This is a genomic window from Levilactobacillus bambusae (genome assembly GCF_003124125.1).
In the GTDB taxonomy this organism is placed as follows: Bacteria; Bacillota; Bacilli; order Lactobacillales; family Lactobacillaceae; genus Levilactobacillus; species Levilactobacillus bambusae.
On sequence record NZ_QCXQ01000002.1, the window covers coordinates 607,212 to 627,405 of the forward strand.

A 20,194-nucleotide genomic window follows, 5' to 3' on the forward strand; every position below is an offset into this window, starting at 1 on the left:
CCGCAACTGTTTGGTTGCAGAGATAGGGTCTTTCACTAGACTAATTAATTCGGCCGATCCTTAATTAGCTTACTGAGTTAACCTGATCTGATGCAACGCAAAATAGACATGCTGAACAAAGACAGCATGCCAAGGTGTTCTTCATGTTGTGGTTCATTTGCGTCATCATGATCAGGTCAACTCCTCTCGTTTTTAGCTTAAACTAAAAATAACGGGTTTGGTTCAGGTTGTCAACCCAAACCCAAAATGGATCACCGGGCACGCAGAAAATGGTGGGCTAACTGGGACACTAAAATAATGACAACCACGCCGACAATTGCGGACCATACCGAGGTTTGACCCCAAAATAGCCACAGCAAAATGGCCACGACTTCGATTCCAAAAATTAAGCTTGCCATTAAATGACCTCCCCATCCTCAACCTCATTATCTCATATCCCCCCAACAATTTATAGTCTAGAACTTAGGCGAACCCCTGCTATACTTAGCTTCAGAGGTGATCAGATGGAAAATTTGGAACAAACTCACCTAACCAAAGTCGTGGCCTTTTTAAGTTCTGAACTCGACCGGTTAGACCAGTTAATCAATACCATTGAACAAGAGGGCCGTGAAACAAAGGCCAACTTAGCCCAGGATACCCGACTAAACTTCGATTCCTTCGCTGATAACGTTGATACCTTTGCCAACATCGAGAGCGGCAACCGGCAGATTGATGCGTTAAACGCTAAAGTTGACCGGGCCAGAAGTCAACAACGCAAAGCTAACCTGCTGCTTCCACAAGCCTACTTTGCCCGGATCGACCTTGACTTCGGCGATGCCGTTTCTGAACCCTTCTATTTGGGAAAGGTGGGCTACGCCAAACCCGATGAAGAAAATATCGTTTACGATTGGCGAACGCCCCTGGCTGACGTCTACTACGCCGGCAAGCAGGGCCCCACCTCTTACGTCGCCAACGGCCGAACAATTTCCGTTAATCTTACCCTGCGGCGCCAGTTTCAAATTCAAAATAATCACCTGCTAGGAGTCATGGATACGACGGCGGCGATCAACGATCCCGTCTTACTCGAAATTCTGGCCGCCCCGCACTCCGATTCCCTAAAAGACATTACCACCACCATTCAAGCGGAGCAAAACGCCGTCATCCGGAATCTAAGCGCCGATGTCTTACTAGTCGATGGGGTCGCCGGAAGTGGCAAAACCTCCGTGTTACTGCAGCGAATTGCTTACTTACGCTACGTTCACCGCGAAGACTGGCAACCTGATGACTTTTTACTACTAACGCCCAACACCATCTTTGCACAGTACATCAAGGACGTTTTACCTGCATTAGGTGAACAAAATCCCAGCGCATTGACGTTTAATAATTATTTAGTAAAACTAAGCCATTATTTCGGGGTATCACTTTCAGAAACCGATTTAAGTTATAATCAATACTTATCAAAAATCAACGCGATTCTGGACCAACCCGCCCCCAAAAGTCTGGATCGATTCATCCCCGGAATTTCCCAAACGGATGACGCCGAACCCATCATCGCAAGACTGCAGCTGCTTTGGCGCCGCCAAGTTGCCGGGGACGATATCCCGGATGACTTCAGCTCCTGGTTGCCATGGGATCCTATTTTTCGTTGCCTTGGTTTAGCTGCACCCTCCCCACTTCAATTGCTCTACACCGTGCTTTTGATCACCCAGTTTCGTCAAGACAACATCAAAGCCCTCTTCGTTGACGAAGTCCAAGACTATTCCGAGGATCAGATGTTACTCATGATGACGGTTTTTAAAGCCAGTCACCTAACCCTCGTGGGCGACCACAACCAAACGCTGGACGGTCACAGTTTTGATCCCCAATCCTTACAGCACCAATTTGCGGTCCACAACCGGAAAGTAACCGCCGTTTCCTTATTAACGAGTTACCGGTCAACCGGCGCCATTACCCGTTACTTCGGCCAGTTCAGCGGGCTGCCAAACGGCTCATTCATTCGCCCGATCCAGCCCGAGGGAAATGCGCCCCTAATCCTAGACCACTATTCAGTCTCCGACCTTGCCAGTCTAATTCGCCAGCAAGCAACTGAAACTACCGGAACGTTCGCTATTCTCGTATCTGACGCTTCATCCGCCCAAGCGCTTTACGACCTGCTAGGCGATCGATTATCTCTATCCATAGCGGTTATTTCTGCGCAAGACCGTGATCGGCCGGAAACCAACGTCCAAATTATTCCCCTAGCAATCGCTAAAGGCCTAGAATTCGATCGCGTCATCATCGTCAACTTCCAGGATCGTTACTTCTCTGACGCTGAGTTTGGCCCCCACCGCAAGTACGTGGCCGCATCACGCGCCACCCAGACCCTAACCATTATTAATAAGTTAACCACCGATGAATGAGTTTATTGAGGCTGAGATATAAGAAATTAGACCATGCCAAATAGGGGGGTGGCCAGATTCGATTGTTGTTTAATCGGATTCGGTCATCCCCCCTATTTGGTTGTGGTTTTCTTTAGTTGGGTTACACTTCTCAGATCTCTGCGGTTAACCAAGTCATCGAATAATGCCCAAGACCAGCATTTTTCGATAACTCAGTTACTCCTCAAGATCTACCCGAGAAGTTCCACACCCTTTAGTTGGGTTACACTTCTCAGATCTCTGCGGTTAACCAAGTCATCGAATAATGCCCAAGACCAGCATTTTTCGATAACTCAGTTACTCCTCAAGATCTACCCGAGAAGTTCCATACCCTTTAGTTGGGTTACACTTCTCAGACCTCTGTGCGGTTAACCAAGTTATCGAATAATGCCTAAGACCAGCACTTTTCATCTCTTACGTTATTCCTCGAGATCTACCGAGTGCTTTCACACCCTTTTTCCTATCGCCACCGTTTTAATCGTTTCAGCATTGGGCCGTACGTGAGCTTAATCATGAACTTTTTTATACCATTCATCTTAGGGTCTTTATTAATTCCAGCTAGCCCTTCCCGTTTCATTTCGGCCAAGGTGATTTGAGGTTGAGTAAACGCACCCCGTTGATAACAGAGGTGACAATACTCGCTTGACAAACTCCCATCCGCATTCGTTCCCCGGTTAGTCGCCGTCAGCGGCATGCCGCAGCTTTGACAAAACTTTTCCATAGTTCTAACGACCTCCTTAATAGTCATGTTCCACATGAAACAAAATTTCATTAGTAGCCCATACGTTTACCAATTTCAGCTGCATTTTCTTCGGAGGTTAACCGAGCTAATGCGCGTAACGCCACAGGGACCGCCGTGCTCGGGTTCCAACTGGTGATCAAGTTATCCGATTCTACAATGGGTTGCTGTAGCAGCTCAGCACCGAAGTTAGCAAGTTGCCGTTGACGAGCACTGATCATCCCACCATAGGTATATGTAGTCGCCTTTACCCCGTTCAAAATTCCCGCTTTACCTAAGGTCAGCGCACCAACACAGATCGTTGCAATCAGTTTATGGGCCTGGTTAAACTGCTGAATCACCTCTGAAAATTCTGGTGAAAATGCGTCCTGATAGAAATTCCCTTCCTCAAAGCCACCTGGAATCAGGAGGGCATCGTAGTCAGCGACATTAACCTCCGCTAAAATGTGATCTACGGTAATCTTATAGTTCCACGTAGCCTTAATTTCAGGCCGCAATCCCACAATGTCTAGCCCAGATGAACCATCGCCTTCAATTCGGTTCCAACCAAACACATCGGTAAAGGCACTGGCCTCCAAGGCTTCAAAGCCTTCTGCCAGCAAAAGCATACTCCTCGTCATACCCAACCTCCTAATTGTTTCAACTAGTGTGCCAGAAATCCGAGAATGGGTCAACTCAAGTTTAATAACTCCGATTGATAATCCATATTAACTTACTGGGTCATTTTTTATGGAGTAGATTATTTACTTGCATTCTATTTTTTCATGAGTATACTACTTGTATATTAACTGATCGATCAATCAATTAAACGCTTTTCAATTCAATATGGAGGTCTTAACTATGCCCAAATTAAAAGCTGCTCAGCTCAACACTGTGTCACCCGAAGCTGCTGCCATCCTCAAAACCTTTAAATTCATTGATATTCCTAACTTTATTCCCATTACCAACCGCATGATTATCAAGATGCGGGATCAATTCTAGACTGGCGAAGATTCTGTGGAAGAGGCCTTAATTTCGAAGCACCACCTCACCACCCAGCCAATTCAGTTTAACGGAGTTGATGGTCTACTCATTGAATCCCCAAACGTACAGAAAGATCGCGGCGCCCTCCTCAACGTACATGGAGGTGGGTTTACCATGGGAACGGCTCGTGAGCGAACGGCTCTATTAGCCGCTGCTGAAACAAACCTGCCTGTCTACTCCATTAACTATTCCCGCGCACCCGAAGCGGCCGTACCGGTTGCTTTAAACGAAGTTGTGGCGTTTTACCAAGGATTTCTGGATCAAGTTGGGGATCAACCAACCTTCATGATGGGAAGTTCAGCGGGATCAAACCTAGTGGTGGCCGCCCAACTTAAACTTCATGCCCTCGGCCTTCCCCTCCCTGCAGCAAATATTATCTTTTGCCCAGCATTAGACATCAGCGGCAATGGCGACAGTGCCGTCTTCAATAATCGCCGCGATGTCATGTCCGCCCACCTCGCGTTACGAATTGCACAACGTTACATTCAGGGGGCGGATCCAACCTCACCCGAAGTATCGCCATTGTATGGTGAACTGGGTCCATGGTTTCCACCAACCTTTATGAGTTCCGGTACCCGTGATATTATGCTAAGTAACGTAGTCAGATTTTCGGCTAAGCTTAAAGATGCTAATATCCCCTTTCAAGCAGTGATAAAAGAGGGGATGTGGCACGGGTTCAACTGGGAAGCAACCCTCCCAGAAGCCATCGATACCCGTCAACAAGCCTGGCAGTTTATCTTGCCCTACCAAAATTATTAACTCGAGGTCATTGATATGCGCGGATTAGATAGCGAAAAAGAACAGCGAATTTTAGACAGTACCAGTGACATCATCATGACTCAGGGGATAGCGGCGGTTTCCCTGAGTAAAATCGCCCAACAGGCTCATATCGCTTCCGGCACGTTATATACGTACTTTAAAGATAAGGATGACATGTTAAGGTCCCTTTATTTGAACCGAAAAACAAAGTTAGCTCAGGCCATCACTCAATTTGACGTTCATGGCGACCCAAAAACCGAGTTAGGTCACTTCATGGACCTCGTCTACCAATACGGCCAAACGCATTTTGATGACCTCATGCTCATCCGAGAATTTAATCAGGCCCCAATTCTTAACCAGTTGCAAATTTCCAAAACGGAGGCTTATTCCGGTTTTGAACGGTTGGCAATCTTCGTTGACCATGGCGTCACAACCGGCGCCTTTGTTGACATTAACGCTCAAATCCTTATGGCCTACGCATACACGCCGGTCGTCGAATATTTAATCGCCAGCAAAAATCAAACGATTGAAGCCCCCTTCAGTCAGATCAAGTGGTTATCAGAGCGAGCCGTTCTAAAATAGGACTCACTCAACTTCTCCTTTCATCTGTTCCCCAGACCGGTATACTAAGACTACGGGATTTATCAGACGAACCGAGGAGGAGAGTTTCACATGATGTGGATTGAGTTTTTAGAAATCACCCTATTTTTAATGTCAGCATGGATATTATTATTAATAACTACCTTATTATTACCAAAGCGAATCATCACCAGCGGGATCAAACGCCGGTTTTCCCAAGCAACCTTGGTAGCCGTGATTTTAGGTTACCTCTTAATCTATTGGTGGTTGCCGTCACTAGCCCTTCCCAACGTCATCTTCACCATTACAACGATTGGCGTCATTGGCGCGGGAATTTTCTTACTGCTATTCGGGGCCGATACCATTACCGATAGCTTAGCCAACGGTCGGTTTAGCCGGTTTTTCAACGAATCATCCACTCAAGGACGCCACGACGTTACCAATCACCAGACTAAGCGGGGCCGCTCCCTTAAATTAGGGTTATGGTGGATCGTAGCCTGTTTAGTCATTGGAATTGGAACGTGGTTAGGTGCGAGTGCCATGTCGCTAGACGTCCACCAAATGGTTAACAGTATTCCAACCACCATTAAATCTAATTCTAAGTCGGCTCCGATGCCCGTTTTAAAGAGCAACGAAGACCTGCCGGTGGTTAACGCTCCCGCAACCGTTCGGGCAGACATGAACAACTCGCTCAACAGCTTTAAGAATTCCAACGTTTACGACCTCGACCATCTTCGAGTCCAAATGTACCACGGAAAAATGGTCTACGTTGCGCCAGTGGAATTTGACGGCGGTTTTTTCCGGTACCTGAACTACCGGAAAACTCCCGGGTACTTTATGGTGAGTGCCACGGATAAATCAGCCACCCCGAAGTTTGTTAATCGCCCGATGACTTACACACCGAGTGCCTACTTTAATTCTGATGCCATTCGGCGGATTTACGCTCAGTCGATCGGGTACTATATGAGTAAATCGGCACCCCAATTAGAAATCGACGAGCACGGGACCCCCTACTACGTTAAAACCCTGACGCGCCGGTTTGACTGGAGCTTTAACACGAACTTCAGCAAGTACAAAGTCGCCGTTTTAAACGCTGTAACCGGTCAGGTAAAGGTCTATAACCGAAAGGACGTCCCGAGTTTTGTGGACGTCAGCGTTGAACCGAACTACGTTGCCAAGGAAGTTGAAGCGTTTGGTCACTACCGTAACGGATTTTGGAACGCCTCTATTATCGGTGGTCACCGACAGGTCATGAAATCAGCGGGCCACGGAACGGAAGGTACCAATGATTCCCTGACGCCATACGCATACAAGGGGCGCATTTACTACTTTACGGGTATGACCAGCTGGTCGGAAAAACAAACGACGTTACTGGGGTACGTCTTCGTGGATGCCCATACCAACGAGTTTAAATACTTCCAAGAAAAGGGTAGTATTATGACGCCGGGACGGGCCATTTCCTACGCAGAACAGGATATCAACCCGCAAAATTACAAGGGAACGATTCCCCTGCTGTACCGGGTAAACGGTCAGCCAACCTGGGTCATTTCAATGCTAGACGGCAAGAACTACTCCTTTATGAAGTACGTCTACCTACTAGCAAACGGCAGCAATCAGGCGGGAACCTTCGCGATCGGAACGAACGCCAAGGATACCTTAACCAGCCTGACCCAAAACATGCAGTCGGGCGCTGGTACCATCACCGACAGCAGCAAACGGGTGACTAAATCCACCCGTGGAACCATTTTCCGGTTTGCCGCCACGAGCGACGGTCAATACTGGTTCATGCTGAAGGGCGACCCGCACGTCTACAACCTAAATCCTAAGGATACCGGCTTTGCGGCCAGTGCCCGCCTCGTCCAATCCGGGGACCGGGTCAGTTTCAAGTACCAACAGCCCACAACTAAAACGGGGGTGGCTGCAGTGGATGCCGCTTCGTTTAAGGATGACGAATTAAACCAAAATCAATCACGGTAAAAACTGGGTTCCAATCTGAACGTGTCACGTTCGGGTTGGAACCCAGTTTTTTTGATAGTAAAGGGGATGGGGTCAATCAATTCCCCTATTTGAATTTCACTGGATATTGGTACGGATAATGGGCCGCTTCCGGGACCTCATTCCACGGGACCGGATATCCGGCGCCGTGCGCACAGAATACGGACCCCGTCTGGTTATCATAGTCCGTAATTGGATCATATTGCTGAGTTTCGACTACTTCGGCTTCATCATGACACGGTAAGTATCCCAAAAAGAAGCACTCGAGTTGGCCCTGACCGTGGGTATACGCATGAACCTCCTGGGCGTAAGTGCGCATTTCAGAAACGGGGGCGGACCCCGTTAAAGTTACTAACCCGTCTACTGCACCCTCACCGGCTCCGGCGGGATCAAGGGTGCCGTGCATTCGCTGAACATCAGTCATTGCCCGACCGACCTGATCCAGACCAATTTCTAACCTAAACTGGTACCAGGGTTCCAGTAATTGGCAATAGCCCTGCTGTCTGAGCACCATTAGGCCCTGCCGCATGGCCCGCCAGGTTGCTTCCCGAAAGTCACCGCCAACGGTGTGGACGAGACTACCCCGACCCCCAATTAACGTGATTTTAACATCCGTAAGGGGCACCCCGATTAAGACTCCCCGGTGTTCCTTGGCACTTAAATTAGCCGAGACTTGATGCTGCCAATTTTTATCGAGGACTTCAAGTGAGCAATCCGTTGTAAACGTTAGCCCACTACCCCGGGGTGCCGGCTCCAGCAATAAATGAACCTCCGCGTAGTGCCTTAAGGGCTCAAAGTGCCCGACCCCTTCAACGGGGGCCGTGATTGTTTCCCGGTAGAGAATGCCGCCTTCATCAAAGGCCACGGTTAATCCAAACCGGTCTAGTAATAGTTGTTGAAGCACTTCCAACTGGATTTCACCCATAATTTGGACCCGAATTTCTTGGAGCTGTTCGGACCAGCTAACGTGGAGGAGCGGATCTTCATCCTCCAGCTGGCGCAAAGCAGCTAGGCAGACGTGCAGGTCATGATCCAACGGGTCTAACGCATACGTCAAGACCGGCTGCAAAACGGGCGTTCCAGCTGCCGGTTCACTGCCAAGCCCCATCCCCGCTTGGGTATCCGCCAGGCCCGTCACCGCGCAAACGGTTCCCGCTTCAACTTCGGAAACCACCTGATACCTTTCCCCGTTGTACAGCCGGATTTGGTTGGCTTTTTGATCGCCAATAAGCTGATCCTTCGTTCTCAAGGTTCCCCCGGTTACCCGAAGCCAAGTGAGTCGTTCTCCCTTTTCATCGTGGGTAATCTTAAATACCCGGGCGCCAAATTCAGGCTCGGGCTGCATTGGCGTTGCCCATCGCTCTAGACCCGTCATCATTGAATCAACTCCAGTTAATTTAAGGGCTGATCCAAAATAACACGGAAAAATCTGCCGGTGCTTGATCATTTGCTGAACCGTTGAACCGGCCAGCTCACCGGTGGCTAAAAACTGGTCCAGAACGGCCTCATCCTGTAAAGCAATGGTTTCCTGTGCCGCCTCGGATAATTCCGGTTCAAATGCAACACATCCCTGTGACAATCCCTGCTGCAGCTGGTCCAGAAGTTCTCCCTGGCTAAGATCCGGGGCATCCATTTTATTAACAAAAATGAACGTAGGAATCCCGTACCGGTCTAGTAACCGCCATAGGGTTCGGGTATACCCTTGAATCCCATCGGTTGCCGAGATGACTAAAATTGCGACGTCCAGCACGCTTAACACCTGTTCCGTTTGACTGGCAAAGTCGGCATGCCCCGGTGTGTCTAATAACGTTAAATCTAAGTTTTGGTAAGTCAAAGTCGCTTCGTGCGAAAAAATGGTAATCCCGCGCTGCTTTTCGAGTTGGTCGGGATCTAGAAAGGCATCCCCTTTATCCACCCGGCCCAGTTTGCGCAGGGCCCCCGCCTGATAAAGCATGGCTTCAGACAGAGTCGTTTTACCCGCATCGACGTGCGCAATGATGCCAGCAACGAGGTGCTTCTTCATGGTTCATCGTCCTCTCTAATCACTTTGACTCCAGTGTACCAAACAAATTTCAACCGTACCGTTATTTTCGCAAACTGCCGTGCTAAAATGGGCCTAACTATTTTATCCGATTGGAAGATGACCCATGAAAATAATCATTGCCCCCGCGAAAAAAATGCAGGTAGATGGCGACAGTTTTGCCCCCGAATCAACTCCCGCTTACTTAGCCGAAACGAACCAACTGTTAGCCGCCATGCACCAGCTTAATTACGCCGAATTAAAGACGTTATGGCACTGCAGCGACAAACTGGCCCAAACCAATTATCAATCCTTACAACAACTAGACCTTGAGCAAGGGATTACCCCGGCTTTAATGGCCTTTGTCGGGATTCAGTACCAATATATGGCCCCCGACTTATTTACGACTCCCGCCTTAGATTATGTTAAAACCAACTTACGAATTCTATCCGGATTTTACGGCATCCTGCGTCCGTTTGACGGAATTGTTCCCTACCGTTTAGAAATGCAGGCCCCCTTGCAGGTTAATCAGCATCGAAATTTATATGACTTTTGGTCTGACAAACTATACGCCGCCTTAGCTACCCCAGGCGAGCCGATCATTAACCTCGCATCGCAGGAGTACGCTAAGGCGATTCGGCGGTACCTAACGCCAACCGACCATTTTGTTGACGTGATCTTCGGTCACCTCGTTGACGGCAAAGTGAAAACCCGGGCAACCCTTGCTAAAATGGCTCGGGGTGAAATGGTCCGGTTTATGGCCGAAAACAACGTCCAGACGCTGGCAGAACTAACCCAGTTTAACCACCTTGACTACCATTACGATGCTCAACGGTCCACCGATCATCAATTAGTCTTTCTTCACTAGCTGCCGCTCTAAAACCATGTCCACGTGGGGGATGCCGTCTTCCAAGTACACGTTCGACACGGGCCGAAATCCAAACGACCCGTAAAATCGCTGTAGGTAACTTTGGGCCGCAATCTTCACGGGCTGCGGCCCATATTCCCGCGCAATTTCATCCAGGGTTGCCTGGACCAATTGGGACGCCAAGTGCTGGCCCCGAAATTGTTGAACCACTAATACCCGGCCAAAACTAATGTAGTCGGGATCCTCATTGGGAACAATCCGGGCATAAGCTACTAATTGAGCACCCCGGGTGATCAGGACATGTTGGGCCTTAAAGTCTAACTGATCGACTTCTTGATAGGCACATTCCTGTTCCACCACAAAAACTTTAACCCGTTCCGCCATAATCTTAATCAGTTCTTGGCTGGTTAACTCATCAGTCGTTCTAATTGTCACCGTTGTTTCCATCACAAATCCCTCCTAGAAAAAATTGGACGTTAGCTGGATTTCTCACCGTTTCGGTGCCCTAGTGAAATCCAGCCAACGTCCAATTGGGTTCATCCGGGGACGAACCTAACATTAAATTTAATTTAGTAGGGTCAGTATACCGCTTTCAGCAGCAAAATTCAATCGGCCCCGGCCACTTACCCCACCAGTTGAATCATCCGACCCGTCATTTTAATGTGGTTTTCTTGCACCAGCTTAGCCAGCTGACGGCTCAACGTTTCCGGTGTAATACTCAACCAATTCGCTAAATCCCGCTTGCTGAGGGGCAGCTTAAAGTACTGGCTGCCAATTTGCCCGGCAGTGTCTTCTAGGTATTGAAGCAATCGATCATGAGCGGTTAACGTCCCGTAACGGGCGTTATGATTTTCTAAGTCGGTCAAGCGATTACCAAACGCGTTCATCATGCTAATTGCCAACGAGGGCGTATTAGCCAGCAACCGTTGAAAATCCGTTTTACGAATGGAGCAAACCAGTGAATCCTCCACCGTTTCCGCAAAGTTGTGGTGGATGGAATCGGTAAACAACGCAGCTTCACTATCCACGGAATGCCCGCTTAAGAAGTAAAGAATTTGTTCCTGGCCCGCCTCATCCAACCGGTAAACTTTAATTCGCCCCTGATCCACAACTAACAACCGGTCCACATCTGATCCCGCTTCATAAAGGGTCGTCCCCGCAGGCAAACGCTCTTGGTGGGTTGAAATCGTGGTGAGTTTAGTAATGGTCGCTTCGTCCAGCCCGATAAAAATGGGGGCGGAACGAACACATTCAAAGGCTGAGTGCATCGGTTTTCTCCTTCAATTGACATATATCAAATTTATTTTATGCCGCTTATTATACACTAATTCTTGTCAAAACAAGGAGGATCATGACATGATTAAATATGAAGCAGCCTTAACTCCGCTAAACGCGGCTAAATTAGGAACGAACGCCCACGGAACAGCCACCCTCGTTGAGGAAGGGGACCAGTTAACGATTACCATCGAAATGTTTGATACCCCGGCAAACACAGAACACTGGGAACATTTCCATGGCTTTCCAGACGGTCAAGCAGCCCTAGCTGCGACCAGCGAACAAGATGTCAACCACGACGGTTTTGTCGATTTAATGGAGACGGAAACCGTCTCTGGGACCACCATGGTTCCTTTTGACGACGCACCCGAAAAAATGGACGTCCCACACGACCGCTATCCGGTTGCCGATGACCAGGGGCACTTTGCTTACACTAAGGTGGTTCCCCTAACTGAATTACGGGCCAACTTTGCGGCGGCCTTTGGCAGTTCAGATTTACAACTTGAAAAACGGGTCATTTATATCCATGGGGTTCCCGCCAACCTTGATCTCCCAGATACGGTAGCTGGAATGGTCGGCCACTTTGACGCCCACGTTACGCTGCCCATTGCCGTGGGTGAAATTCACCGGGTAAACTAGCCGATGCTTATGCGGATGATCCACATCGTTGAGCTGCTGTGTTACTTAATTAGCGGAGTGGGATTATTGTGGATGAATATGGATTTCGCTATGACCATGATGCTGGCTGGAATGATCATCAGCTGTTCGGCTAACCTACTGCTTAACGCCTAAAATGGGCATAAAAAAACGGCCGCCCATAAGGACGGTCGTTTTCTTGGTAAATTGCAAAATATCCGATTGCAGGATTTACCTCTTTAGCCAGACTGCTTATAGTAGTCGAAAGCAGCTGGCAGCGCTGATTGGCGCAGCATGACCGAAATCATGCAGGTTTGGCACCATATGCGTATTTTACCATGAAATGTCCTCATCTTAAAGTAAAAGATATCCAATAGTTCTCACTGTTAGATTTTTCATAAATTCCGAAGTCAAAAGTTAACCAATGATTAGGTTTTTGATTTAAAATGGGGATTGAGCGTTGTTGGAACCGATCAGCAGTAACGTTAATTACTGATGTTCACTGAGAAAACGGGATAGAGTTTCCGTTTTGTCATGTAAATGTCACATTTGACTCAATGTTGTAAATTCACCAACAACCTCTCGTAACATTGTCGCTCTACAATGGAATCATCAAATAAAATAAATTATATATGAAATGAGGAACTAACCTTGAAACTTCCAGTACATACTGTTTTATTAGCCTCACTTAGCCTTATCGGTGCAAGTTTATCATCAACTACTATTGCCAGTGCCAATGCTAACGGTGCCCCACGTCCCCACTACACGGCATCCCAGAAGGCACAAAACACGAACACTATTAACCAAATGAAGTCTAGCAGCCACTCAACTAGCACGAACACTTCATACACTACTAGTACTTCAAACAACAATGTATCAAACAACAACGTTAATGTTTCGAACAACATTAACAATGATAACAATGACTACTCTTCAGCTGATGAAGCCACTGGCAACTCTTCTAGTGTCTCATCAAATAACGAGAATGTCAGTTCAGACAATGGTTCTAGTGATACAACTTACAACCACACTAGTGATAACTCAACTGCTGACACTTCGAACTCATCTTCGACTAACAGCAGCTCATCAACTACTTCAACTTCAAACAGTTCCGTTGTTAACGCAGCCCTAGCCTTGACTTCACAAAATATTCCTTACGTCTGGGGCGGTTCTAGCTTAAGCGGGATGGACTGTTCTGGTATGGTGGCTTACGTCTACCAACAAGCAGCTGGCGTTAGCTTAGCTCACTACACTGTAGCCCAAGAAAGCCAAGTTTCATACGAAAGTGTCAGCGACGCACAACCTGGCGATATTCTTTTCTGGGGTGACAAGGGTTCTACTTATCACGAAGGAATCTACATTGGTAACGGTCAATACGTTGCTGCTGCTACTCCTGGTACTAACGTTGCCGTTTACAGCATTAGCTCATACTTCATGCCTAGCTTTGCTGGTCACGTTAACTAAATTTAACTTTGAAAAAGCCGTTAATAACGGCTTTTTTTGTGTCCTCTTTTGTGAGTTGACAGGTCCTGCTCCCCTGCTGTATGATAATGCCAACTTAAAAATCGTCCTTAAAACCGATGAAGTGGAGATCAAGATTATTGTGCCCGCACAGAGAGCCATCGTTGCTGAGAATATGGCCGAACGCAGATAGTTAAATGGACCACTGAGGGCTCTTCCGAAATGATGAAAGTACGAAGAGACGTGTGACATACGTCAGTTGTCAGGGGAATGTTGGTTCCCTGTGGAGTTGGAGGACGCCTAGAGTTCTTTTTAGTGGACTTAGGCGCCTCAATTAAGGTGGCACCGCGGTAAAAAACCGTCCTTAACGCATTGGCTGTTAAGGACGGTTTTTTTGATTTCTCTAACGGGAGGTAACGCGGCATGAAGCAACTACGATGGCAAAACTCAATGATTTTTTAAACCCAACCTTAAATCAACTGGAGGAAAAATCATGAGTTTACTAACAAACAAAAAGGTCTTATTACTAGGTGGATTAACCTTGGCAATCGGGATTGGCGTCGCTATTCACGCCACCAGCGCTCCCGCTCGAACATCGCAGGCTCAAACCCTTAACCTATATGAAAGCACTAATTTAATTAGTCTGGATGCATCAAAAATTACGGATAGCGTTTCTAGCGCCCAACTTAGCCAGGTTGGCGAAGGATTATACCGTTTGAATGCGGATAGTCAGCCCCAAAATGCCCTCGCAACTCATACAGCTGTCACCAATCAAGGGACAACCTATACCATTAATTTGCGGCACGATGGCAAATGGAGTAACGGTCAGCCCGTCACTGCTTCCGACTTTGTTTATTCGTGGGAACGAACGTTAGACCCCAAAACCAAATCCGAATTCACCTATTTGTTTGCGAATATCCAAAACGCTAAAGCTATCGTTGCCGGTCAAAAACAGCCCCGGACCCTCGGCGTCCAAGCCACCGGAAAATTTCAATTACAAATTAATTTAACCAAACCGGTGCCCTACTTCAAAAAATTATTAGCCGGAACCACTTTTTACCCGCTGAATGAAACGGCGGTCAAGGAGTACGGTAAACGATATGGTACTTCCGCTCAAACGACGGTGTATAATGGGCCCTTCAAATTAGTCGGCTGGAACGGGACCAACAATAATTGGCAGTTAACAAAGAACCCCGCTTACTGGGGTAAAAAAGCCGTTAAACTTCACCAAATTAACTACCAGGTCATCAAATCAGAATCGACAGCCTACAACCTCTACCAGTCTAACCAACTTGATATGGTAACCCTATCCGGGCAAGCCAACCTGCAAAATCAACATAATCCCAACCTAAAAACGTTACCGACGGGTCGCATTGGGTTTATTCAGTACAACCAAAAGGATAAACTAGCCGCCAATCAAAATTTAAGAACCGCGATTTCGCTAGCGATTAATCGGCAGCAGCTGGTTCATAATGTCTTGCAAGACGGATCCGTTGCTGCTTCCACTTTTGGCGTCCATCAAATGCTAAAGAACCCAAAATCCGGGCAAGATTTTGTGGCGGATACTAAGATCAGTCAAACAGCCAGCTATAACCTATCAGCTGCTCAAGCTCGGTTCAAACAGGCTCAAAGGGAATTGGGACATCACCAGCTAACCCTCACCATAACGTGCGGCGATGATGAAACCAGCCAAAAATTAGCAACGTTCATTCAGGGCCAACTGACTAGTCACCTCAGCGGTCTGCGAGTGACCATCCGCCCGATGCCGTTTACCGCCATGCTAACCAAAGTTTCTCAAGGCAACTTTCAGCTTAACCTAACAAGCTGGGGAATGGACTTTGCCGATCCCAGCCAGGCCCTTACTATCCTAACCTCTGATAGCAACTCAAATATGGGCCACTATTCCAGTCAGACCTATGATGCTGATATGGCTAAAGCCGATGGAAGCGACGCTAACAACGCCCCCGCTCGTTACCAAGACCTAATAACGGCCGAGAAGACCGCGTTAAAGGATCAAGCCGTTACCCCACTTTATGAGGGAGGATCCCATATTTTAGTTAAGCCAACCGTTCACGGTGTTGTATCCAATAAATTTAACGGAAATCTCGATTTCCGAACGGCCTATATGAAGTAGATTAAACCCGATTCCTCAAATTACTCATTGAGGAGTTGGGTTTTCATGTTTCATGTGAAACATGCGCTTAGCGAAGTTAAATCCCCAAATGGAATTGTTTCAACTTCATTTCCATTGTATCCTGCGTAATCCCAATGTATCGTCGGGTGGTTTTTTCGGATGCCTGGTTAAAAAGGGTCATCAGCGTTGTCAGATCCTGATTTTGGAGGTAGTAATGGTAGCCAAACGTTTTTCTTAGCGTTTGGATGCCAATATCGTTACGATGCAGAATCACCGCAGTCCGCTGAAAAAGATTAGAAACCCCTTTGACGGTCAACCGGTTGCCCCGAATGCCCATAAATATTGGTTCATCCGGTTCCATCGTCTGAGTATAGTCCCAAATATCTGATCGGATATTTTTAAGGTAGAGCCAGCGTTTTCTGCCGGTCTTTTGCTCTGTAACTAGTGTTTGGTCCTTATTCCGAACGTCTTTAACGTTTAGCGCTAAGAGATCGCTCATATTTAATCCAGTATTAATTCCCATTAAGACAATTAAACGATTTCGTTTTCCAAACTTCAACTGTGACACCGCGGAAATGAAATCCCTAATTTCTCTCTGGGTTCGTAGCGGTTCCACGTTATTATGCATTTTTTAGCCTTCAATTCTATTCATAATCATTACTGCAAGCAAAACACTTTACATTTGTATTATAGCGGTTCCACCCCAAGAATCACAATTTTTTCGTTTCCGGTCCGGAACAGCAAACTGTTTAGTAAAAAAGGAGGGCTGCTAGCCCTCCTTTTTCCGTTTAACCCGGAATCGATTATAAACATGAATCCCCGCTAAAATAAATTCCGATAAAAACCATAGACTGACTGCACTGACCGTCAACACATCCACTAACTTCGTCATCATAATAAACTCCCCATCCCCGTAGCTGGTCTATAATCATTCATTATAATTATCTAGATTTATCATTATAACAGTAACCTTACTTGAATAGAATCCTTTTTTTATGTTTATTATTAAGAATTCCGTGATCAATTCAAGCACAATCAGCTATGTTTCATGTGAAACATAGCTGATTGTGTCTTTTGATCGTAGGTGGCCACTTTATCTAACGGACCTTAGCAGTCAGTTATGCTACCTTTTTATTTTCCCGTAATAACATGAAAATTAGTGGGCTGCTTAGCTATAACTGGGTCGTGGGTGGTGAAGTAGTCCGTAATCAGTTCACTCATATCCAGGTTAACTTCCCGGACTACTTTATCCACGCCAAACATGGGGTACTCGCCACCGCCATTGCCCCGGTATTGATTCATCGCTACCTGTAGGAGCTGATCTTCTTCCACGGGTTGACCGTGATAATCCAGTTGGTCGACTCGTGATCCCACCGGGAGACGTAAGTCAAAGGTATAATCAATTCCCGAATAAAAGTCGTAGTTATAGTGCTGTACCTTGGGGTGAATAAAAGCATCGCCAACCGTCACTTGGCCATCCCGGCGTTCAAAATAACTTGCGCACCGTTCCAGGGCCGCCCGCAGCTCAGTTCCACTGATCTCCTCAACCACTAATGTATTCGGGTACACGTAGCTATTCAAAACTTGCCGGATGGTAACCGTTGATTGGTACCCCCTCACTTCATCATTAAAGAGTGCCGTTGCTGCAATATCCGTACCCGTTGCAGCCATTTGAACCCGATTAATAAAGTCCAGGTAGGGGTGTCCGGATAAACGCGCCAAAAACGGATTTTCCACCGTCATTTCGACACCGTTTACCCGGCCAAGCGGCTGATCCAACCATTCCTGTACCCTGGCTTGCAGGTGGCCCGTTAACGAAATCAGGTTAACGGCTGGCGCCGCCGTCGCCGTTGACAGTAAGCTAGCAGTCGCCGTGACAACCGTTTTATCCTCTGCCAGTTCCAGGTCAATACATCCCACAAAACGTCCCCGATCCCCGGGTTGGGTAACGGGAACCCCGTGAACCACCGAAGCAAGCTGCTGGTGCTGATGACCGGTCACCAACGCATCAATACCTGGCACCTGATTCAAAATTCGCAGCCCCTCATTTTCTATGGTCAGCGGTTCGGCTAGTTCATCCGCTGCCAGATCACCTTCAAACCCACCGTGGTAAGCAACAACCACGACATCCGCAAGTTCCCTTAATTTTGGGACCCAACGTTTAGCCGTCGTCAGCGCCGATTCAAATGTTAAGCCAGTTAAATGATCCGCGCGTTCCCAGACTGGCACATACGCAGTTGTCAGACCTAAAATCGCAATTTTAACGCCCTGCTGGTCAATGATTTGGTAGGGGGCATCCACAATATGCTGATCTTTCCCACCTAAAATATTAGCCCCTAAAATTGGATAATTTCGGCCGCTTTCCCCCGCCCGCAAGTAATCTAACCCATAGTTAAACTCATGGTTACCAAGGATCCCAGCATCCATTGCCATGCGAGCGGTAATTTCCGTCATGATCCTCTGATCAGCAGGCGGCATTTTTTTTGCAACGTAGCTGGTTAGGGGCGAGCCCTGCAACCAATCGCCGTTTTCAATTGCAATGACCACCTCGTCATCAGCGGCCGTTGTTTTAAGCCGGTTAATAATCGTTGCCGCCTTTAACATCCCGTAATCCGTCACGTTATCGGGAGTACTGTAATTGGTAGGGTACAAGTATCCATGAACGTCACTCGTTGATAAAATTTTAATTTTCATGGCTATACCAGCTTCTTTCGCAACTGACCAGAAAGACTGTCAATCATCAAAACCATAATGACAATCCCGAGTAGAATAATTCCGACCCGCGGCCAGTTTCTGGTTTGGATGGCAAACAACATGGGGGTTCCTATTCCTCCGGCTCCTACCATCCCTAGAATCGTCGCTGAACGAACCGCTATCTCAAACCGGTATAGGGTATAGGAAATGAACTCAGGCATAATCGTTGGCAGCGTAGCCAGCATAAAAACCTGACTGGCGTTGCCACCCACACTCACGATGGCCTCTTCGGCACCGTTATCCATGTTCTCGATGGCCTCGCTGAATAGCTTGCCCAGCATCCCGACAGAGTGAACACTGACTGCTAACACTCCCGCATAGGATCCGGGACCAACCGCTTTAATGAACATAATAGCGAGCACAATCTCGGGAAACGTCCGAATCAGCGTCAGCACTAACTTGCCGCTACCAGAACGCAAGCGCCACTTCTCGTGACCGCCACGTGCCGCCCAGAAGGCAAACGGCACGCTAATAAACGCAGAGATAATGGTGCCTAAAAAGGCAATTGCGAGCGTTTGAAGAATTAAAGAAACTAAATCTTCACCACTACCGTTATACACGTAAGCCCAGTCCGGGTGAAAAATTCCCGCTAGAATCGACTTTGAAACGGATCCGGCGGAGGCTTGAATTCCGCTTAGTTTGAGGCCCTTTAGTGCCCAACCATAGACAACTAAAATGATTAGCGCCCAAACTAACCAGCCGTACCGGTCGTAATAACCCTTTTTAATTTCTAATTCAGGTGATTTTTCCATTAAACTAACCGCTCCCTCAAGTAATCGCTCAGAACATTAATAACTAGGACGACCACTAACGTCATGATAATAATGGCGGCGGTCTGGCTATAATCAAATTCATTTAGCGACCGCTGGAGGTAAACCCCAATTCCGCCGGCCCCTAAATACCCTAACACCGTCGATGCCCGGACGTTAATTTCGAGCGTGTACAAAAAATAACTAATGAAGGGATTTAAAACCTGTGGCAGAACCGCCATGTGGACAACTTGCAGTTTATTCGCCCCGACGGATTCCATGGCTTCAATGGGCCCATCATCAATGGTCTCAATCACTTCATAAAACAGCTTCGAAATCATCCCGAAGGAAAAGATAGCTAAGGTTACCACCCCCGCCGTGGAACCAATCCCAAAAACAGCCACAAAGATTGCGGCTAATAGCAGATCCGGTAGCGTCCGAACTAAATCTAGAAAGAACCGCACCAATCCATGCAGCCAGGAATTTTTAACGATATTACTTGCAGCTAGGAAGGCAAACGGAACCGCAAATAATGTTCCAATGGTGGTCCCAATAATCGCCATCTGGAGGGTTTCCAAAATCGGCTGCCAGATGATCGTAACGTAGGCCCAATCGGGGTGGGACATTCGTACCAGTAAATTAGTAAATTGATCAATATTGGTAAAGAACATCGCCAGGTCCACCCCGGAGACTTGTGCGGATAAAAGGACCAAACCCACGGTTAGTAAAACTAGGCTGAGGGTTTTGATATGGTATTTCTGCCCCCACGATTGGTGGGGCATCTTTGTCGTTATGTCCATAGTTTC

General features: G+C 47.4%; 20 protein-coding genes and 1 other annotated feature. Of the genes, 9 read left to right on the plus strand and 11 right to left on the minus strand.

What is annotated here, in order from left to right; genetic code table 11:
• Nucleotides 1–251 precede the first annotated feature (251 nt).
• Entirely contained in the window at nt 252–398 is a 147-nt protein-coding gene (locus DCM90_RS09995) for a hypothetical protein (protein WP_165815225.1), read from the minus strand.
• Nucleotides 399–503: 105 nt separating this feature from the next.
• Between DCM90_RS09995 and DCM90_RS05745 the strand changes: the two genes are divergently transcribed.
• Entirely contained in the window at nt 504–2,378 is a 1,875-nt protein-coding gene (locus tag DCM90_RS05745) for a UvrD-helicase domain-containing protein (protein ID WP_165815226.1), read from the plus strand.
• A gap of 478 nt (nt 2,379–2,856) precedes the next feature.
• On the opposite strand, the gene DCM90_RS05750 is transcribed toward DCM90_RS05745, so the two are convergent.
• Together DCM90_RS05750 and DCM90_RS05755 are read right to left on the minus strand one after the other, a co-directional pair.
• Nucleotides 2,857–3,117 carry a zinc ribbon domain-containing protein gene (locus tag DCM90_RS05750; RefSeq protein ID WP_109250376.1) on the minus strand — a complete coding sequence of 87 codons (261 nt, stop codon included), beginning with the start codon at nt 3,115–3,117 and terminating at the stop codon, nt 2,857–2,859.
• A gap of 50 nt (nt 3,118–3,167) precedes the next feature.
• A complete protein-coding gene (locus tag DCM90_RS05755) occupies nt 3,168–3,755 on the minus strand; it encodes a DJ-1/PfpI family protein (protein WP_109250377.1) in 588 nt (195 codons plus the stop codon).
• 220 nt (nt 3,756–3,975) lie between these two features.
• On the opposite strand from DCM90_RS05755, the gene DCM90_RS10100 reads away from it, so the two are divergent.
• The 4 genes from DCM90_RS10100 (at nt 3,976) to DCM90_RS05770 (ending at nt 7,473) form a co-directional block, all read left to right on the plus strand.
• Nucleotides 3,976–4,116: a hypothetical protein gene (locus DCM90_RS10100; RefSeq protein WP_225365979.1), complete on the plus strand. Its 141-nt coding sequence runs from the start codon at nt 3,976–3,978 to the stop codon at nt 4,114–4,116.
• Nucleotides 4,117–4,131: 15 nt separating this feature from the next.
• Nucleotides 4,132–4,917, plus strand: a complete 786-nt coding sequence (locus tag DCM90_RS05760; RefSeq protein WP_225365980.1) for an alpha/beta hydrolase fold domain-containing protein — start codon at nt 4,132–4,134, stop codon at nt 4,915–4,917.
• Between the two features lie 15 nt (nt 4,918–4,932).
• Nucleotides 4,933–5,499, plus strand: a complete 567-nt coding sequence (locus tag DCM90_RS05765; RefSeq protein WP_109250378.1) for a TetR/AcrR family transcriptional regulator — start codon at nt 4,933–4,935, stop codon at nt 5,497–5,499.
• A 90-nt stretch (nt 5,500–5,589) separates the two neighbouring features.
• Nucleotides 5,590–7,473 (plus strand): hypothetical protein, encoded by a 1,884-nt coding sequence (locus DCM90_RS05770; RefSeq protein WP_109250379.1) that lies wholly within the window; start codon nt 5,590–5,592, stop codon nt 7,471–7,473.
• Nucleotides 7,474–7,558: 85 nt separating this feature from the next.
• Here DCM90_RS05770 and DCM90_RS05775 read toward each other — a convergent pair whose 3' ends face one another.
• Nucleotides 7,559–9,514, minus strand: a complete 1,956-nt coding sequence (locus tag DCM90_RS05775) for an elongation factor G (RefSeq protein ID WP_109250380.1) — start codon at nt 9,512–9,514, stop codon at nt 7,559–7,561.
• A 124-nt stretch (nt 9,515–9,638) separates the two neighbouring features.
• On the opposite strand from DCM90_RS05775, the gene yaaA reads away from it, so the two are divergent.
• Entirely contained in the window at nt 9,639–10,379 is a 741-nt protein-coding gene (gene yaaA, locus DCM90_RS05780; RefSeq protein WP_109250381.1) for a peroxide stress protein YaaA, read from the plus strand.
• Here yaaA and DCM90_RS05785 read toward each other — a convergent pair.
• Together DCM90_RS05785 and DCM90_RS05790 are read right to left on the minus strand one after the other, a co-directional pair.
• The gene (locus tag DCM90_RS05785) at nt 10,362–10,826 is read right to left on the minus strand and encodes a GNAT family N-acetyltransferase (protein WP_109250382.1); all 465 of its coding nucleotides are present in this window, start codon (nt 10,824–10,826) and stop codon (nt 10,362–10,364) included. The genes yaaA and DCM90_RS05785 overlap by 18 nt on opposite strands.
• A gap of 176 nt (nt 10,827–11,002) precedes the next feature.
• Nucleotides 11,003–11,647 (minus strand): Crp/Fnr family transcriptional regulator, encoded by a 645-nt coding sequence (locus DCM90_RS05790; protein ID WP_109250383.1) that lies wholly within the window; start codon nt 11,645–11,647, stop codon nt 11,003–11,005.
• An 88-nt stretch (nt 11,648–11,735) separates the two neighbouring features.
• On the opposite strand from DCM90_RS05790, the gene DCM90_RS05795 reads away from it, so the two are divergent.
• The 3 genes from DCM90_RS05795 to DCM90_RS05805 all read left to right on the plus strand — a co-directional run bounded on the left by DCM90_RS05795 (nt 11,736) and on the right by DCM90_RS05805 (nt 15,885).
• Nucleotides 11,736–12,293: a hypothetical protein gene (locus DCM90_RS05795; protein WP_109250384.1), complete on the plus strand. Its 558-nt coding sequence runs from the start codon at nt 11,736–11,738 to the stop codon at nt 12,291–12,293.
• A gap of 648 nt (nt 12,294–12,941) precedes the next feature.
• The gene (locus DCM90_RS05800; protein ID WP_109250385.1) at nt 12,942–13,754 is read left to right on the plus strand and encodes a C40 family peptidase; all 813 of its coding nucleotides are present in this window, start codon (nt 12,942–12,944) and stop codon (nt 13,752–13,754) included.
• 107 nt (nt 13,755–13,861) lie between these two features.
• Nucleotides 13,862–14,120 (plus strand) — a binding site (T-box leader).
• Nucleotides 14,121–14,244: 124 nt separating this feature from the next.
• Entirely contained in the window at nt 14,245–15,885 is a 1,641-nt protein-coding gene (locus DCM90_RS05805; RefSeq protein ID WP_109250386.1) for a peptide ABC transporter substrate-binding protein, read from the plus strand.
• Between the two features lie 76 nt (nt 15,886–15,961).
• Here the strand turns inward: DCM90_RS05805 and DCM90_RS05810 are convergent, their stop codons facing one another.
• The 5 genes from DCM90_RS05810 to phnE (DCM90_RS05825) form a co-directional block, all read right to left on the minus strand.
• Nucleotides 15,962–16,513, minus strand: coding sequence for a tyrosine-type recombinase/integrase (locus tag DCM90_RS05810; protein ID WP_109250387.1), 552 nt, complete (start codon nt 16,511–16,513; stop codon nt 15,962–15,964).
• Nucleotides 16,514–16,654: 141 nt separating this feature from the next.
• The gene (locus DCM90_RS10160) at nt 16,655–16,780 is read right to left on the minus strand and encodes a hypothetical protein (protein WP_263852052.1); all 126 of its coding nucleotides are present in this window, start codon (nt 16,778–16,780) and stop codon (nt 16,655–16,657) included.
• A gap of 236 nt (nt 16,781–17,016) precedes the next feature.
• On the minus strand, nt 17,017–18,579 hold the full coding sequence (locus DCM90_RS05815; protein WP_109250388.1) for a bifunctional metallophosphatase/5'-nucleotidase: 1,563 nt from the start codon (nt 18,577–18,579) through the stop codon (nt 17,017–17,019).
• A gap of 2 nt (nt 18,580–18,581) precedes the next feature.
• Entirely contained in the window at nt 18,582–19,391 is an 810-nt protein-coding gene (phnE, locus tag DCM90_RS05820) for a phosphonate ABC transporter, permease protein PhnE (protein ID WP_109250389.1), read from the minus strand.
• Nucleotides 19,391–20,188 (minus strand): phosphonate ABC transporter, permease protein PhnE, encoded by a 798-nt coding sequence (gene phnE, locus DCM90_RS05825; protein WP_109250390.1) that lies wholly within the window; start codon nt 20,186–20,188, stop codon nt 19,391–19,393. Before phnE (DCM90_RS05825) ends, phnE (DCM90_RS05820) begins: the two co-directional genes overlap by 1 nt.
• Nucleotides 20,189–20,194 lie beyond the last annotated feature (6 nt).